The sequence below is a fragment of the Streptomyces sp. NBC_01454 genome (assembly GCF_036227565.1).
GTDB lineage: Bacteria > Actinomycetota > Actinomycetes > Streptomycetales > Streptomycetaceae > Streptomyces.
Genome location: NZ_CP109460.1, coordinates 7671021 through 7689804 on the forward strand (window position 1 = coordinate 7671021; position 18784 = coordinate 7689804).

1 protein-coding gene is annotated in these 18784 nt (G+C 75.3%); it reads left to right on the top strand.

Features of this window, described 5'->3' with window-relative positions; all coding sequences use genetic code 11:
• Positions 1 to 120 precede the first annotated feature (120 nt).
• Positions 121 to 18780 (top strand): non-ribosomal peptide synthetase, encoded by an 18660-nt coding sequence (locus OIU81_RS33925; RefSeq protein WP_329154011.1) that lies wholly within the window; start codon positions 121 to 123, stop codon positions 18778 to 18780.
• The last annotated feature ends 4 nt before the right edge of the window (positions 18781 to 18784 follow it).

The following is an 18784-nucleotide window of genomic DNA, read 5'->3' on the forward strand; positions in this document are numbered from 1 at the left end:
GCGCCTCCCCGCTCCCGCGCCCGGCCCGACCGGACCTTCGCCCTGCCCTGCCCCGGACCGCTCGCCCCGGGCCGCACGTCCTGCTGTCCTGCCCGTCCCCGTTTCGAAGGACTGACCTCCATGACGGACCCGCACGAGAACTCCGCACCCGCGTCCGCATCGGCGCAGACCCGGACCGCATCGCCGGTCCGCGGGTCCGGCGGCGTCCGTCCGGTGCCCCCGTGCTCGCTCGGTGACCTCTTCGCCGCATGGGTGGCGCGCACCCCGGAGGCGCCCGCCGTCACGGACGGGCGGCGGACCTGGTCCTACCGCGCACTCGACACCTGGGCCAACCGCCTCGCGCACCACCTCATCGGACGCGGGGTGGGGCCCGAGCGTACGGTGGCGCTGGTGCTGCCCCGCTCGGTCGAACTGATCGTGGCGGAACTGGCCGTGGCCAAGGCCGGCGGCGCGTTCCTGCCCGTCGACCCGGCCTACCCCGCCGAACGCCGGACGTTGATGCTCGCCGACGCCGATCCGGCCGTGGTCCTCGACGACGTGGCCGGCACCCGGCCCGCCGGCGGTCCCGAGCACACTCCGCAGGACGCGGACCGGTGCGCGCCGCTGCACACCGGGCACCCGGCGTACGTCATCTACACCTCGGGGTCGACCGGCGTCCCCAAGGGAGTGACGGTCACCCACACGGGGCTGGCCGGCTTCGCGGTGGCGGCGGCCGACCGCTACGCCGTCGAACCCGGGGACCGCGTCCTGCAGTTCTCCTCCCCGAGCTTCGACGCCGCCGTCCTGGAACTGTGCGTCTCCCTGCTGTCCGGCGCCACCCTCGTGGTGCCGCCGGACGGCCCGTGGCTGGGCGACGAACTCACCGACGTCCTGACCGCGCACCGCATCACCCACGCCCTCATCCCGCCCGCCGCGCTCGCCACGCTGCCCGCCCCGGCCGGCGACCGCGGCCTGCCCGACCTGCGGACCCTGATCGTGGGGGCCGAGGCCTGCCCGGCCGACCTGGTCGACCGCTGGGCCGCCGGCCGCCGGATGGTCAACTCCTACGGGCCCACCGAGGCCACGGTGGTCGCCTCCTGGACCGGGCCCCTGGCCGTCGGCGGCGGTACCCCGACGATCGGCGGGCCGCTGCCCCACACCCGGCTGCGGGTGCTCGACGCGGCGATGCGGCCGGCGGCGGCGGGCACCAGCGGTGAGCTGTACGTGGGCGGCGACGGGGTGGCCCGCGGCTACCTCAACCGTCCGGGCCTGACCGCCGCGCGCTTCGTGGCCGACCCGTACGGACCGCCCGGCAGCAGGCTCTACCGCACCGGGGACCTGGCGCGCTGGAACGCCGACGGTGAGCTGGAGTTCCTCGGGCGGCTCGACCGGCAGGTCAAGATCCGCGGCTTCCGGGTCGAACTCGGTGAGATCGAGGCGGTGTTGGCGGACCACGCCGACGTCGGTGAAGCGGTGGTCCTGGTGCGTGAGGACGAGCCCGGACGGCAGCGGCTCGTCGCCTATGTGACACCGGCGGACACCGGCCGGCCGCCGCAGCCCGCCCCGCAGCCCGCCCCGCTGCGCGCGGCGGTCTCCCGCATCCTGCCGGCGCACATGGTGCCGTCCGCCGTCGTGGTCCTGGAAGCGTTCCCGCTCACCGCCCACCACAAGATCGACCGGAAGGCCCTCCCTGCGCCCGGCCCGGAGCGCACCGCGAGCCACCTCGCGCCCCGGACCGACGCCGAGCGGACCGTGGCCGGCATCTGGTCCGACGTGCTGGACGTGCACCCCGTCGGCGCCGAGGACGACTTCTTCGCGCTCGGCGGCGACTCCGTCCTCGCCGTGCGGGTCCTCTCCCGGATCCGCGAGGAGCGGGGGGTCCGGCTGACCGTCCGGGACCTGTTCACCGCCCGGACGGTCGCCGACGTGGCCGCACTGCTCGACGGGGCGGCCGCCACGGACCCCGCGACGCCGATCCCGCCGGCCCCGCGCGAGCACCCGCTGCCGCTCTCCGCCGCCCAGCAGCGGCTGTGGTTCCTCGACGACCTCACCGCCGGCTCCACCGAGTACAACACCGGCGTCGGGGTGCGGCTGCGCGGCCGGCTGGACCATGCCGCGCTCGGCCGTGCCCTGGACCGGCTCGCCGCCCGCCACGACGCCCTGCGCACCACCTTCACCACGGTCGACGGACGCGGCGTGCAGCGGATCGACGACACCGCCGCGCTGCCGCTGCGCACCGCCGACCTGCGCCCCGTGCCGGCCGACCGGCGCGAGGCGGAGGCCGAGTGCCTGCTGACCGAGGAGCTGGAGCGCCGCTTCGACCTGGGCGAGGGCCCGCTGACCCGCGCGCTGCTGGTCCGGCTCGCCGACGACGAGCAGCTGCTGCTGCTGGCCCAGCACCACCTCGTCACCGACGGCTGGTCGGTCGGCATCCTGGTGCGGGAACTGGCCGCGCTGTACGCCGCCGAGGCCACCGGGGAACCGGATGGACTGCCGCAACCGGCCCTGCAGTACCCGGACTTCGCCGTGTGGGAGCGCGGGTGTCCGGCGCCGTCCCGGCACGCCGAGGACCTCGCGTACTGGAAGCGGCATCTGTCCGGGACCCCGCAGCTGGACCTGCCCACGGACCGGCCGCGGCCGCCGGTGCGCACCACGGCCGGCGCGGCGCACCGCCACGAGCTGCCCGCGGACCTGGTGGCGCGGCTCGGCAGACTCGCCCGCGCCAAGGGCACCACCCCCTTCACCCTGTTCTCCGGTGCGGCCGCGGTGCTGTTCTCCCGCTACACCGGCCAGCGGGACATCGCGTTCGGCACCGTCACCAACGGACGCCACCGCCGCGAACTCGAGGACGTGACGGGCTTCTTCGTCAACACCGTGGTCCTGCGGAGCGATGTCGACGGCACGGTGACCGTCGACCGGTTCCTGGACACGATGCGGGCGACGCTGATGGACGCCTTCAGCCATGACGGCGTGCCGTTCGCCCGGGTCGTCGAGGAGCTGGCCCCGCCGCGGGACCCCAGCCGCACGCCGCTGGTGCAGGTCCTGGTCGTCCAGCAGACCGCCATGGTGCACCCGCAGGAGACCGGCGGCGTGCGGATCGAGGAGCATCCGCTGCCGCGTCCGGCCGCACGGTTCGACCTCGTGCTGGAGTTCCTGCCGCGCGGCGACGGCTCCTTCGGGCTGACCGTCGAGTACAACACCGACCTGTTCGACGCCGCGACCGTGACCCGGATGAGCCGGCATCTGCACCTCCTGCTGGAGGGCATGGCGGACGGCCCGCACCGGACCGTGGCCGAACTGCCGCTGCTGACCGAGGACGAGCGGCGCACCATCCTCGACGCCTGGAACGCGCCGCAGCAGGAGGAGGCCGCCCCGACGACGCTGCCCGCACTCTTCGAGGCGCAGACCCTCCGTACGCCCGACCGGACCGCCGTGGTCTGCGGCGGCACGGAGCTCACCTATGACGAGGTCAACCGCCGGGCCAACCGGCTGGCCCGGCTGCTGACCGGCCGCGGGGTGGGCCCGGAGTCCCTGGTGGCGCTGGCGCTGCCGCGCTCGGCCGACCTGGTCGCCGTCCTCTGGGCGGTGCTCAAGGCGGGCGCCGGATATCTGCCGGTGGATCCCGGCTATCCGGCCGAGCGCATCCGGTTCATGCTGGCCGACGCCGCACCGGCCACCGTCCTGACCACGCGTGACACGGCCGGCTGCCTGCCCGAGGGCACCGAGCGGCTGGTGCTGGACGACCCGGCGACCCTGGCGGCGCTGCCCGGCCACCCGGAGCACGATCTGACCGACGCCGAACGGGCGCGGCCGCTCGATCCCCGTCACCCGGCCTATGTCATCTACACGTCGGGCTCGACGGGCCGGCCCAAGGGCGTGGTCGTCTCGCACGCCAGCGTGGCCGACCTGGCGGTGTGGGCGGGGGAGCAGTTCGGGCGGCAGCGGCTGACCCATGTGGTGGCCTCCACCTCACTCAACTTCGATGTGTCCGTCTTCGAGCTGCTGTGCCCGCTGCTGTCCGGCGGCAGCATCGAGGTGGTGGCCGATCTGCCGGCCCTCGCCGACCGGGCGGGCAGCGCCCCGCGGCGGGCCGGCCTCATCAGCGGGGTGCCGTCGGTGGTGTCCCGGATGCTCACCACGGATGCCGCACCCGTCCAGGCCGACACGGTGGTGCTGGCGGGCGAGGCACTGCCCGCGCAGACCGTGCGCGACATCCGCCGCACCATGCCGTCCTCCCAGGTCGCCAACATCTACGGGCCGACCGAGGCCACCGTGTACGCCACCGCGTGGTTCTCCGGCGACGGCACCCCCGAGCAGGCCCCGCCGATCGGCCGGCCCGTCGCCCGGACCCGCGCCTACGTCCTGGACGGCATGCTGCGGCCTCAACCGCCGGGCGTGACAGGTGAGTTGTACCTCGGCGGCGGCGGTCTGGCCCGGGGCTACCTCCGGCGGCCCGGTCTGACCGCCACCCGGTTCGTCGCTGACCCCTTCGCCGGGCCGGGCAGCCGGATGTACCGCACCGGCGACCTGGTGCGGTGGACCGCCCAGGGCGAGCTGGAGTACGTCGGCCGGGCCGACCAGCAGGTCAAGGTGCGCGGCTTCCGCATCGAGCTGGGAGAGGTCGAGGAGGCGCTGGTGCGCTGTGCGGGGGTGGCCCAGGCGGCCGCCGCCACCCGGGAGAGCGACGGCCACAAGCGCCTGATCGGCTATGTGGTGCCGGCTCCCGGGGCGGAGCTGGACCCGGGCGCGCTGCGCCGGCTGCTCGGCCGCAGTGTGCCCGACTACATGGTGCCCTCGTCGGTCGTCGTCCTGCCCGCGCTGCCCCTCAACCCCAACGGCAAGCTGGACCGGGACCGGCTGCCGGCTCCCGACCGGATGGCCGCGGGCACCACGGAGTACGTGGCGCCGCGCACCGCCACCGAGCGGGCGCTGGCCGCCGTGTGGGCCGACGTCCTGCGGGTGGAGCGGGTCGGCCTGGAGGACAACTTCTTCACGCTGGGCGGCGACTCGATCCTCAGCATCCAGGTGGTGGCCCAGGCACGGCAGGCGGGCCTGGCCGTCACCTCCCGTGACGTCTACCGGCACCAGACGGTCGGCGCCCTCGCGCAGTGCGTGGACGCCGCCGGGCGCCCGGCCGCCGGCCCGGCCCCCGAGGCGACGGCCACCGGCACCGCGCCCCTGACCCCCATTCAGCACTGGCTGTTCGAGAGCGACACCGAGCGGGCCGGCCACTTCGGCCAGACGCTGTCCGTCGAGCTGTCCGACGACGTGGACGCCACGGTGCTGGACGCCGCCCTGCGCGAGGTCGTCACCCACCACGACGCGCTGCGCTCACGCTTCACGCACGACGGCGACGGCCACCGGCTCCAGCACATCGACGCCGACGCGCCCGCCGCCGTGCTGCACCACCACTCGGGCCCCGACGACGACGCACCGCACCTCGGCCCGTTCGACCTGCGCCATGGCCCCCTGCTGCGCGCCGTGCTCCACGACCGGGGTGCCGGACGGCCCCGAGTGCTGCATCTGACCGTCCACCACCTGGTGGTCGACGGCGTCTCCTGGCGCATCCTGCTGGAGGACCTGGACCGGGCCTACCGCGCAGGGCGGCGCGGCGAGCGGAGCGCCGGGCTGCCGGCGAAGTCCTCCCCGCTGCGGCACTGGGCCCGGCGGCTCACCGAGCACGCCGCCACCGGCGGCTTCCAGGACGAGACGGCGTACTGGACCGCGCTGGCCCGCTCCTGCGACCCGGAGCTGCCCACCGACCTCGACGGCGCCAACACCTATGCGTCGGCCCGCTCGGTGACCGTGCGCCTCACCCCGCAGGACACCGCCGTCCTGCTGCACACCCTGCCCGGCGCCTACCGCACCCAGGTCAACGACGTGCTGTTGAGCGCGCTGGGCCGGGTGCTGCACGCGTGGACCGGCCAGGACCGGGTCCCGGTGGACCTGGAGGGCCACGGCCGCGAGGAACTCTTCCCCGACGTGGACCTCAGCCGCACGGTCGGCTGGTTCACCACCCGCTACCCCGTCGCCCTGACCGTGGCACCGGACGCGGACTGGGGCACCGTGCTCAAGTCGGTCAAGGAGCAGCTGCGGGCCGTGCCGCGCCGTGGTCTGGGCTACGGCGTCCAGCGCCATCTGCTCCGGCCGGAGGGCCTGCCGGACACCCCCAGTGCCGGCATCAGCTTCAACTACCTCGGCCAGTTCGGCCTGCCCGGCGGCGACGGCGGGCTCTACCGCGGCCCGCACCGCGCACTGTCGCTGGACGCCGACCCGTCGGCGGCGCGCCCGCACGCGCTGGAGGTCGTCGGCCGGCTCGACGGCGACGCGCTGGAGTTCACCTGGTTCTACTCGGCGCACCTCCACCACGAGGCGACCGTCACCGCGCTGGCCGGGGAATTCGCCACGGCGCTGGGCGACATCGCCCGGCACGGCGCCCGGCCGGGAGCCGGCGGGCGCACCCCGTCCGACTTCCCGCTGGCCGCGCTCGACCAGCCGGCCGTGGACCGGCTGGTGGGCGAGGACGCCGCCGCCGTCGAGGACATCCACCCGCTCACCCCCACCCAGTCCGGCATGCTCTTCCACGGGCTGTCGCAGGACGACCGACGCGTCTACTTCCAGCAGCTGACCTTCGTGCTGGACGGCGTGCCCGACCCCCGGGCCCTCGCCGCGGCCTGGCAGCGGGTGACCGACCGCACCCCGGTGCTGCGCGGCCGGGTGGTGTGGCAGGACGTGCCCGAGCCGCTGCTCGTGGTCGAGCGCGACGCCGCCGTGCCGGTCACCCACCTGGACTGGCGCGCCCTGCCGGACGAGGAGCGCCGCGCGCGGCTGCGGGAGCTGCTCGACGGCGACCGGCGGCGCGGGATCGACCTGGAGACCGCCCCCCTCCAGCGGCTGGCCCTGGCCCGGCTGTCGGACACCGAGGTACAGGTGGTGTGGTCCTTCCACCATCTGGTGCTCGACGGCTGGAGCCTGTTCCAGGTGCTGTCCGACGTCTTCCGCTGCCATGCGCTGCCGGCCGGCGCGGACACTGCGGGGGCCGGGACGGCCCTGCCCGTCCGCCGCCCCTTCCGCGACTATGTGGCCTGGCTGCGCGACCGCGACTGGGCGGAGGCCGAACGGCACTGGCGGGACCGGCTCGACGGCCTGACCGAGCCCACCGCACTGCCCTACGACCGCGAGCCCAGAGAGACCCACCGCGCCGAGTCCACCGCGGCGGTGCGCCGCACCCTGTCCGCCGGCACCACCCGCGCACTGGAGGAGCTGGCCAAGAGCGCCGGGCTGACCGTGAACACCGTGGTGCAGGGCGCCTGGGCGCTGCTGCTGGCCCGCCAGACGGGCCGCCGCGAGGTCGTCTTCGGCACCACCGTCTCCGGACGGCCGCCCGAGCTGCCCGGCGTCGAGGCGATGAACGGCCTGTTCATCGCGACCGTGCCGACCCGGCTGACCGTGCCCCGCGACGGCACCCTGCGGGACTGGCTGCGCGGCGTGCAGGAGATCCAGACCGACGACCGGCGCTTCGACTTCGTCCCGCTCACCCGGCTGACGGCGTTCAGCGAACTGCCCGAGCGGGTCGCCCTGTTCGACAGCATCGTGGTCTTCGAGAACTACCCGGTCGGCGGCGACCTCGCCGCCGCGCACGGCCTGCGGCTGAGCGGCCTCGACGGCATCGAGACCACCAACTACCCGCTGAGCCTGGTCGCCTACCCGGGCGCGGAGCTGGCGCTGCGGCTGGGCTACGACCCGGAGCTGTTCGACGCCGCCACCGTCGAGCGGATGGGGGAGTACCTCACGGTGCTGCTGGAGGGCATGGCCGCCGACGCCGGGCGCCCGCCCGCGCGGCTGCCGGTGCTCGGCGCGGCACACCGCCGCCAGGTCGTCGAGGAGTGGAACGACACCGCCGCCGCACTGCCCGAGGGCACGGTGGCCGAGCTGTTCGCCGACCAGGTCCGGCGCACCCCCGACGCCATGGCGCTGGACGCCGGAGAGCTGACCCTGACCTACCGTCAACTGGAGGACAAGGCCGATGCGTTGGCCCGTCGGCTGCACGGTCTCGGCATCCGGCCCGAGCGCCCGGTCGCCGTCCTCATGGACCGCTCGACCGCGCTGGTCGTCGCCCAGCTGGCGCTCGCCAGAATCGGCGGCGTGTACGTCCCTCTGGACGGCCGCGCCCCGCGGGAGCGGCTGCGGCAGGTCCTGGAGGAGAGCGCGGCGGACCTCGTCCTGACCGACGCCTCCTGGCAGGAGAGCGCCCGGGAGGCGGCACCCGGCGGGCGCACCCTGCTCCTCACCGGTGACGGAGCGGCCGCGGTGCCGCCCGGCGCCGCGGAGACCCCCGCCGCGGCCGGCGCGCCGCTGCCCGCCGTCCACCCCGACAACGCGCTGTACCTGATGTTCACCTCCGGCTCCACCGGGCGCCCCAAGGGCGTCGCGGTGCGCCACCGGGACGTGGTCGCGCTCGCCTTCGACCGCGCCTTCGCCGCACACGACCGGGTCCTGGTGCACTCCCCGCAGGCCTTCGACGCGGCCACCTACGAACTGTGGGTGCCGCTGCTGCGCGGCGGCCGGGCGGTGCTGGCCCCGCCCGCGGAGGTGGACGCCGCCACGGTGCGCCGGGCGATCACCGAACAGGGCGTCAGCTGCCTGTGGCTGACCGCCGGACTGTTCCGCCTGCTGGCCCAGGAGGACCCCGGGTGCCTGCGCGGCGCCCGCGAGGTGTGGACCGGCGGCGAGGCCGTACCGGGCGCCGCGGTCCGCCGCCTGCTCGCCGCCTGCCCGGACCTCACCGTCGTCGACGGCTACGGGCCCACTGAGACCACCACCTTCGCGACCCGGCGGGCCTTCCGCGCCGGCGAGACGCTGCCCGCCGCGCTGCCCATCGGGCGTCCCCTCGACAACATGCGGGTCTATGTGCTGGACGACGCGCTCCAGCCGCAGCCGCCGGGCATACCCGGAGAGCTCTATATCGCCGGGGCCGGAGTGGCCCGCGGCTACGGCGGCCGCCCCGGCGCGACCGCCGAGCGCTACCTCGCCGACCCGTTCGGCCCGGCCGGCACCCGGATGTACCGCACCGGCGACATCGTGCGCTGGGGCGCGGACGGCGAACTCCACTTCGTGGGGCGCGCCGACGACCAGATCAAGATCCGGGGCTTCCGCGTCGAACCGGCCGAGATCGAGGCCGCCCTCACCCGCCACGACACCGTCGCCGAAGCGGTACTGACCGTCCTCGCCGAGGGCGGCCGCAAGCGCCTGGTCGCCCACCTCGTGCCCGCCCCCGGGACGACGGTGCCGCCGGCGGCCGAGCTGCGCGCCTTCCTCGCCGAGGTGCTGCCCGACTACATGCTGCCCGCCGCGTTCGTCACCCTGGACGCGCTGCCCCTGACGCGCAACGGAAAGGTCGACCGGCGCCGGCTGCCCGCCCCCGACTGGACGGCCGCCACCGCGGCCGTGCACCGGGCACCGCGCACCGAGGCCGAGCGGATCCTCGCCGAGATCTGGTGCGCCCTCCTCGGTATCGACCGGGTGGGCGTGGAGGACAACTTCTTCATGCTGGGCGGCGATTCGATCCTGAGCATCCAGGTCGTCTCGCGCGCCCGCCGGGCGGGCCTGACGCTCACCCCCCGGGATCTGTTCCGGCACCCCACCATCGCCGCGCTGGCCGCCGCCACCGGTGCCGCCGCCCAGGTCACCGGCACCGGCCCGGTGACCGGGGACATCGGCCTGCTGCCGATCCAGCACTGGTTCCTCGACGCCGGTCCCGAGCGCCCGGAGTTCTTCAACCAGTCCGTGGTCATCGAACTGGCCGAGGACCCCGACCCGCGGGCCCTGGAGGTGGCCCTGCACGCCCTGTGGTCGCACCACGACGCCCTGCGCGCCCGCTTCGTACAGCAGGCGGACGGCACCTGGCACCAGCACTGCCCGGCACCGGACGCGGCGGACCCGCATCTGCTGCGGGCACACGACCTCACCGGGCTGACCGGGGACGAGTGCGACGCCGCGGTGCGGGCCGCCACCGCCGAGGCGCACGCGGGCTTCCGGCTGGCAACCGGACCGCTGCTCGCCGCCCGCCTCTTCACCGGCGCCCAGGACCGTCCGCCACGACTGTTCCTGACGGTGCATCACCTGGTCGTCGACGGCGTCTCCTGGCGGGTGCTGCTGGAGGACCTGCAGAGCGCCTACCGGCAGGCACACGCCGGCGAACCGGTGACCCCGCCCGCCCGGACCACCTCCATGCAGGAATGGGCCGACCGGCTGCGCGCCCACACCGAGGCCGGCGGCTTCGGCGACGAGAGCGCCCACTGGACCGCGGTGGCCGCACACTCCGCATCCGCGCTGCCCGTCGACTCCGCCGGGACCAACACCATCGCCGACCTCCGTTCGGTCACCGTCCGCCTGGACCGGCGGCGCACCGACGCCCTGTTGCAGCAGGTGCCCGGCGTCTACCGCACGCGGATCAACGATGTGCTGCTCACCGCGCTCGGCCGGGTACTGGCCGACTGGACCGGCCGGCGCACCGTCGCCGTCGGCCTGGAGGGCCACGGCCGCGAGGACCACCTCTTCGACGACGTCGACCTGTCCCGTACGGTCGGCTGGTTCACCACCCTGTTCCCCGTCGCCCTCGACGTCCCGGACGGCGACTGGGCCACGGCGCTGAAGTCCGTCAAGGAGCAGCTGCGCGCCGTGCCCGGCCGGGGCCTCGGGCACGGGGCGCTGCGCCACCTCGCGGGGGTCCCGGAGCTCGCCGCCGCAGCGCAGCCCCGGATCAGCTTCAACTACCTCGGCCGGTTCGACTGGTCCGCGGAGGGCGACGGCCTGATCCGCGGGGTGCGCGGCGGGCTGGACGGCGCCGCCGCGCCAGAGTCGATCCGCCCGCACCTGCTGGACGTGGTGGGCCGGGTCGAGGACCGGCAGCTGGAACTCACCTGGTACTACAGCGGTGGTGTGCACCGCGAGGAGACCGTCTCCGCCCTGGCCACGGGCATGCGCACGGCGCTGGAGGACATCGTCGCCCACTGCGCCGGCCCGGACGCCGGCGGCCGCACCCCCTCCGACTTCCCGCTGGCCGGCCTCGACCAGGCGGCCGTGGACCGGATCGCGGCGGACGGGCACGCGGTCGAGGACATCTACCCGCTGACCCCGATGCAGGCGGGCATGCTGTTCCACGGCCTGATGGACCCCTCGTCCCAGGCCTACTTCAACCAGGTCCAGCTGGTGCTCTCCGGCGTCCGGGACGCCGCGGCCCTCGCCACGGCCTGGCAGCAGGCCTCCGACGCCAACCCGATGCTCCGCACCCGTCTGGTGTGGGAGGAGACCGACCGGCCGCTGCAGATCGTGCAGACCCGGGCCACCGTTCCCGTCACCCACCACGACTGGACCGGGTGGGCCCCCGACCGCTGCGCCCGCGCCCTGGAGACGCTGCTCGCCGAGGACCGGGCGGCCGGCCTCGACCTGACCCGCGCCCCGCTGATGCGGCTGAACCTGATCACCCTCTCCGCCGACCGGGTCCGCCTCGTCTGGACCTTCCACCACACCCTGCTCGACGGCTGGAGCGCGGCCCAGGTCTTCGACGAGATCTGCGAGCGGTATGCGGCCCTCACCACGGGCCGCCGCCCCGAACTCCCCGCACGTGCCCCCTTCGGCAGCTATCTGCGCTGGCTGGCGGAGCAGGACACCACACAGGCCGAGCGGCACTGGCGCACCGCTCTGGCGGGATTCACCTCACCCACCGAACTGCCCCGCGACCGGGTGCCGCTGGAGGCCCACCGCACCGCCTCGTCCGGCTCGGTCGGCATCACGCTCGGCGCCGAGGAATCCGCCCGTCTGCGGGAGACCGCGCAGCAGGCCGGGCTGACCATGAACACCGTCCTCCAGGGCGCCTGGGGCCTGCTGCTGTCCCGCTACGGCCACAGCGACGACGTGGTCTTCGGCACCACCGTCTCCGGCCGGCCCGCCGCACTGCCGGGCGTCGAGTCCATGGTCGGCGTGTTCATCAACACCCTGCCCACCCGGGTGCGGATCGACGGACAGCGCCCCCTGCTGGAGTGGCTGCGCGCGCTGCAGACGTCCCAGTCGGAGTCCCGGCGGTTCGACTTCGTCTCGCTGGCCCAGCTCCAGACCTGGAGCGAACTCCCCGGCGGGACCGGCCTGTTCGACAGCATCGTGGTCTTCGAGAACTACCCCTTCGACAGCGACGGGCTCGCCCGGCACGGCCTGGGCATCCAGCAGGAACGCGACCTGGAGCCGACCAACTACGCGCTCAGCGTGGTCGTCGCCCCCGGCGAGCGCCTCACCATCACGCTCGACTACGACCCGGCGGCCTTCGACGCCGCCACCGTCGAGCGGCTGGGGGAGTGCCTGCGCGTCCTGCTGACGGAGATGTCGGCCGACCCGGACCGTCGGCTGGCCGATCTGCCCCTGCTCACCGGGGACGAACGCGGGCGCATCCTGTCGCGGTTCGGCGGAGCGGCGCTGCGCGCGCCGCGCCGGGTGCTGCCCGCGGTCTTCGAGGAGCAGGCGGCCCGCACCCCTGACGCCCCGGCCGTCCTGGCCGGCGCGGACCGGCTGACCTACCGGGAGCTGAACGAGCGCGCCAACCGGCTGGCCCGGCTGCTGATCGACTCCGGCGCCGGCCCGGAGCGCTTCGTGGCGCTCGCGCTGCCGCGCACGGCCGACCTGATGGTGGCGCTGCTGGCGGTGCTCAAGAGCGGCGCCGGATATCTGCCGGTCGACCCCACGTACCCGGCCGAGCGGATCGCCTTCCTCTTCGACGACATCGGCCCGGACATCGTGCTCACCACCACCGCGCTGGCCGGCCGGCTGCCCGAGGGGCCCGCCACGCGCCTGGTGCTGGACGACGCCGGGACCGCGGAGCGGCTCGCGGTGCGGTCCGCCGCCGACCTCGGCGACGCCGAGCGGGCCGGTGCGCTGCTGCCCGCCCACCCCGCGTACGTCATCCACACCTCGGGGTCGACGGGCCTGCCCAAGGGCGTGGTGGTCACCCACGGTTCGGTGGTGGCACTGGCCGACTGGGCGGCCGCCGAGTTCGGCGGCCGCGGCCTGTCCCACGTCGTGGCGTCCACCTCGCTCAACTTCGACGTGTCGGTCTTCGAGATCGTCTGCCCGCTGCTGTCCGGCGGCTGCGTCGAGCTGGTCGGTGACCTGCTCGCCCTGGCCGAACGCCGCGGCCCCTGGACCGCCGGCCTGCTCAGCGCCGTCCCCTCCGCCCTCGGCCGGCTCCTCGCCGAGGACACCGTCCGCGTCAGCGCGGACACCGTCGTGCTGGCCGGCGAGGGGCTCGCCGCCCGCACCGTGGAAGAGGTCCGCGCCGCCGTCCCCGGCTGCCGGGTCGTGAACATCTACGGCCCCACCGAGGCCACCGTCTACGCCACCGCCTGGCACTGCGACCCCGACGACCCCGGCCGCACCCCGCCGATCGGCAGCCCCGTCACCGGCGCCCGCGCCTATGTCTTCGATCCGCATCTCCAGCCGGTGCCCGTCGGGGTGCCCGGCGAGCTCTACCTCGCCGGAACGGGCGTGGCGCGCGGGTACTTCGCCCGCCCCGGCCTGACCGCCCGCCGCTTCCTCGCCGACCCGTTCGGCCCCGCGGGCGAGCGGATGTACCGCACCGGCGACCTCGTGCGCTGGGACACCGAGGGACAGCTGGAGTACCTCGGCCGCACCGACGACCAGGTCAAGGTGCGCGGCTTCCGGATCGAACTGGGCGAGGTGGAGGCCGCGCTGGCCCGCCATCCGCAGGTGGCCGAGGCGGCCGCCCGGGTGGTCGAGACCGACGGCCACAAGCGTCTGGTGGGCTATGCGGTCGGCCGCGGCGCGGGGTGCCCCGACCCCGCCGCGCTGCGGGCCTTCCTCGCGCAGAGCCTGCCCGGACACCTGGTGCCCGCGGTCATCGTCCCGCTGGAGCGGCTGCCGCTGGGCGCGACCGGCAAACTCGACCGGCGCGCCCTGCCGGCTCCCGACTGGGCGGCCCCGGCCGGCGGCCACGTCCCGCCGCGCACGGACACCGAGAAGACGCTCGCCGGCATCTGGGCCCAGGTGCTGGGCGTGGACCGGGTGGGCGCCGAGGACAACTACTTCGCCCTGGGCGGCGATTCGATCCTCAGCATCCAGATCGTCTCCGCGGCCCGCCGCGCGGGCATCGAGCTCACCCCGCGGCATCTGTTCGTCCACCAGACCGTCGCCGCCCTGGCCGCGGCTGCCGAGGGCCTGCCGGCCGCGGTGACCGCCGCCGAACAGGGCCCCGTGGTGGGCGAGGTCCCGCTCACCCCCGTCCAGCACTGGCTGTTCGACACCGTCCCCGACAGCCCCTGGCACTTCACCCAGTCGCTGTCCTTCCACCTGGCCGCCGAGGCCGACGAGGAGGCGCTGCGCGCCGCCCTGGCCGCCGTCTGGGAACACCACGACGCCCTGCGGATGCGCTACGAGCACACCGACGACGGCCGCCAGCGCCAGGTCGGCACGGCGCCCGCCACGGCGCCCGCGCTGGAGGTGTGCGACCTGTCCCACCGGGCACCTGGGGAGCGGGCCGAGGCGCTGCGTGCGCTGGCCCGCGACCTCAACGCCGGCTTCGACCTGGCCGACGGGCCGCTGCTGAAGTCCGTGCTGTGCCGGCTCGGCGACGAGGAGCGCCCGGTGCTGCTGCTGGCGGCCCACCATCTGGTCGTCGACGCGGTGTCCTGGCGCATCGTCCTGGAGGACCTGGACACGGCCTACCGCGCGGCGCACGCCGGCGGCCGGGCCGCACTCGGCCCCAAGACCACCTCCTTCCGCGCCTGGGCGCAGCGGCTGCACGAGCACACCGCCGCCGGCGGCTTCGACGACGAACTCCCCTACTGGAACGGGCCGCAGGGCCACGCCGAGCTGCCCACCGACGGCGAAGGGCGCAACACCGCGGACTCCGAGGACACGGTGACCGTCCGCCTGGAGGCCGAGGAGACCCGCCGGCTGCTCCAGGAAGTGCCGGACACCTACCGCACCCGGGTCAACGACGTCCTGCTGTGCGCCCTGGGCCGGGTGCTGGCCCGCTGGACCGGACACGACCGGGTGCTGATCGGGCTGGAGGGGCACGGCCGTGAGGAGATCTTCGACGACGTCGATCTCTCCCGTACCGTCGGCTGGTTCACCACCATGTTCCCCCTCGCCCTGGACCTGCCGCCGCAGGCCGGCCTCGCGGCGGCGCTGAAGTCCGCGAAGGAGGGGCTGCGGCGGCTGCCCCGGCACGGTCTGGGGTACGGCGCGCTGCGCCATCTGCGCACCCTGGCGGCCGACGGGCTCCCGCCCCTGCCGCAGATCGGCTTCAACTACCTCGGCCAGCAGGACTGGAGCGCCGCGGCCGGCGGTGGCCTCCTGCACGCACCGTACGGTGCCCTGGAGGGCGGCATGGACCCGGCGGCCGGGCGGCCCCATCTGATCGATGTCGTCGGCCTGGTCGCGGACAAGCGGCTGGAGTTCACCTGGTCGTTCTCGAAGAACCTGCACCGGCGGGAGACCGTGGCCCGCCTGGCCGAGGAGATGGCCGCCGAACTGCGCGGGATCGTGCGGCACTGCGCCCGGCCGGACGCCGGCGGCCGTACCCCCTCCGACTTCCCGCTGGTCCGCCTGGACCAGGAGGGCGTCGACCGGCTCGCCGGCAACGGCCGGGACGTCACGGACATCTACCCGCTGACCCCCACCCAGACGGGCCTGGTCTTCCACGGCATGGACGAGCCCGACCAGGGGCTCTACGTGGAGCAGGCCACCTTCGTCGTGGACGGCGTGCGCGATCTGCGGCTGCTGGCCGCCGCCTGGCAGCAGGTCGTGGACCGCACTTCCGTGCTGCGCAGCGCGGTGGTGCTGCGCGAGGTGCCGGTGCCGCTCCAGACCGTGCACCGCTCCGTCACCCTGCCCGTGACGGAGCACGACTGGAGCGACCTGACACCGGACGAGCGGGACGCCGCGCTGGAGCGGCTGCTCGCCGAGGACCGGGCCCGCGGCATCGCCCTGGACCGGGCGCCGTTGCTGCGGGTCGCCCTCATCCGGCTCGCCCCGGCCGAGGTGCGGGTGGTGTGGACCTTCCACCATGTGCTGCTCGACGGGTGGAGCGTCTTCCAGGTCCTCTCGGACGTCTTCGCCTGCCACGCGGCGCTCGCCGCGGGCACCGAGCCCCGGCTGCCGGACCGCAGGCCGTTCGCGGACTACGCCGGCTGGCTCGCCGCCCACGACACCGCCCCGGCCGAAGCGCACTGGCGCCGGGTGCTGGCGGGGCTGTCCGCCCCCACCCCGCTGCCCTACGACCGGCGCCCGGCCCAGGGCGCGGCCACCCGGGCCGGCACCTGGCACTCGCAGCGGCTCGACGCACAACGGAGCACCGCGCTGACGGACTTCGCCCGGCGCCACCACCTCACGCTCAACACCGTCGTCCAGGGGGTCTGGGGCCTGCTGCTGTCGCGCTGGAGCGGGGAGCGCGAGGTGTGCTTCGGCAGCACGGTCTCCGGCCGGCCCACGGACCTGCCCGGCGCCGACGCCATCACCGGCCTGTTTATCAACACCCTGCCGGTGCGCGTCGACGTGGACGGCACCGCCGCCCCGGCCAACTGGCTGCGCGGCCTGCAGTCCACGCAGGCCGACGCCCGCGGCTACGACCACGTCCCGCTGTCGGACCTGCACGGCTGGAGCGAACTGGACGCCGGGACGCCGCTGTTCGAGAGCCTGGTGGTCTTCGAGAACTACCCGATCAACAACACCGCGGCCGACGCGCACGGCCTGCGCATACGCGATCTGCACGCGCTGGAGGCCACCAACTACCCGCTCACGGTGGTGATTTCGCCCGACGACGAACTCAGCGTCGAACTCGGCTACGACCCGCGGTACTTCGAGGACTCCACCGCACGCTCCCTGGCCGCGCAGCTGATGCACACCCTCGCCGCCCTCGCGGCGCCCGACGCCGCCGCGTCCGTGGACGGGATCGACGTCCTGCCGCCGGACGAGCGCGCCCGGCTCACCGGCCGTCCGGAACGGGCGGCAGCCGCCGCCGCGCCGGCCACCCTCGCCGCACTCGTCGAGGCGGCGGTGGACCGGTGGCCCGACGCGCCGGCGGTGAGCGGGCCGGCAGAGACGCTGTCCTTCGCGCAGCTGGAGGCGCGGGCCAACCGCCTGGCGCACCGACTCCTCGCCCGCGGGACGGGCCCCGGCGACCTCGTCGCCCTGGTCCTGCCGAGATCGGCCGAGATGGTCGTCGCCCAGCTCGCGACCGCCAAGGCGGGCGCCGCGTACCTGCCGGTGGACCCCGGCTACCCCGAGGAGCGGATCGCGCTGATGCTGCGCGACGCGGCCCCGGCCGTCACCCTGGACGCCGCGGAGGTCGGCCGCCTCCTGGACGCCGGGGAGGACACCGCACCCGCCCACCGGCCCACCGACCGCGACCGCGTCCGCCCGCTCGACGTGGACGACCCGGCCTATGTGATCTACACCTCCGGTTCCACCGGCACCCCCAAGGGTGTCGTCGTCACCCACCGCGGCCTGGCGGACTTCGCCGCCGCCGAGGCCGGCCACTACCAGGTCCGCCCCGGCGACCGGGTCCTGGCCTTCGCCACCCCCAGTTTCGACGCCTCGGTGCTGGAGCTGTGCATGTCCCTGCCGGCCGGCGCCGCCCTGGTGGTGCCCCCGCCCGGCCCGCTGCTCGGTGCACACCTGGCCGCGGTGCTGCGCGAGGAGCGCATCACCCACACCCTGCTGCCGCCCGCCGCGCTCGGCACCGTGCCGCCCGCCACCGCCGGCACCCTGCCGGACCTGCGCACGCTCATCGTCGGCGCGGACGCCTGCGGCGCCGAACTCGTCAGCCGCTGGGCCCCGCACCACCGGATGATCAACTCCTACGGCCCCACCGAGACCACGGTGGTCGCCACCTGGTCCGGCCCGCTCCGGCCCGACGGCAGCGCGCCCCCCATCGGCCGCCCGCTGCCCGCCACCGGGGTGTACGTCCTCGACGGGCGGCTGCGCCCGGTCGCCGACGGCGTCCCCGGCGAACTCTGGATCAGCGGGGCCTCGCTGGCCCGCGGCTATCTGAACCGGCCGGGCCTGACCGCCACCCGCTTCACCGCCGACCCGTACGGCCCGCCGGGCACCCGGATGTACCGCACCGGCGACCTGGTCCGGCGCGACGCCCGCGGCGACCTCCACCACCTCGGACGCACCGACCACCAGATCAAGCTGCGCGGCCACCGCATCGAGGCGGGCGAGGTCGAGGCCGCCCTGACCCGGCACCCGGCCGTCCTGGACGCGGTGGTGACCGTACGGGAGGACGAGCCCGGGCTGCCGCGACTGGTCGCCCATCTGCTCGCGGTACCCGGCGCCGACGTGCCGGCCGGCCCGGAGCTGCGCGCCTTCGCCGCCCGCGGCCTGCCCGGCCACATGGTGCCCTCGGCCTTCGTCGTGCTGGAGCGCTTCCCGCTCACCGAGAACGGCAAGACCGACCGCAAGGCCCTGCCCGCACCCGGGCGGGACACGGCGGAGCCGGCCGGGCACGTCGCGCCGCGCACCCCCACCGAGGAACTCCTCGCGGACATCTGGTCCACGGCCCTGGAGACGGCCGTGGGCGTCGAGGACGACTTCTTCGCACGGGGCGGCGACTCGCTGCGCAGCCTGCTCATCGCCTCCCGGGCCAACGAGACCTTCGGGGTGGCCCTCACACCCCGCGACGTGCTGGCCTCCCGAACGGTCGCCGCCCTGGCGGACCTGGTGGAGGAACACATCCTGCGCGAACTCGAAGACGCCGTACACGGCGACAGCGACCACGACGAACGGTGAGGAC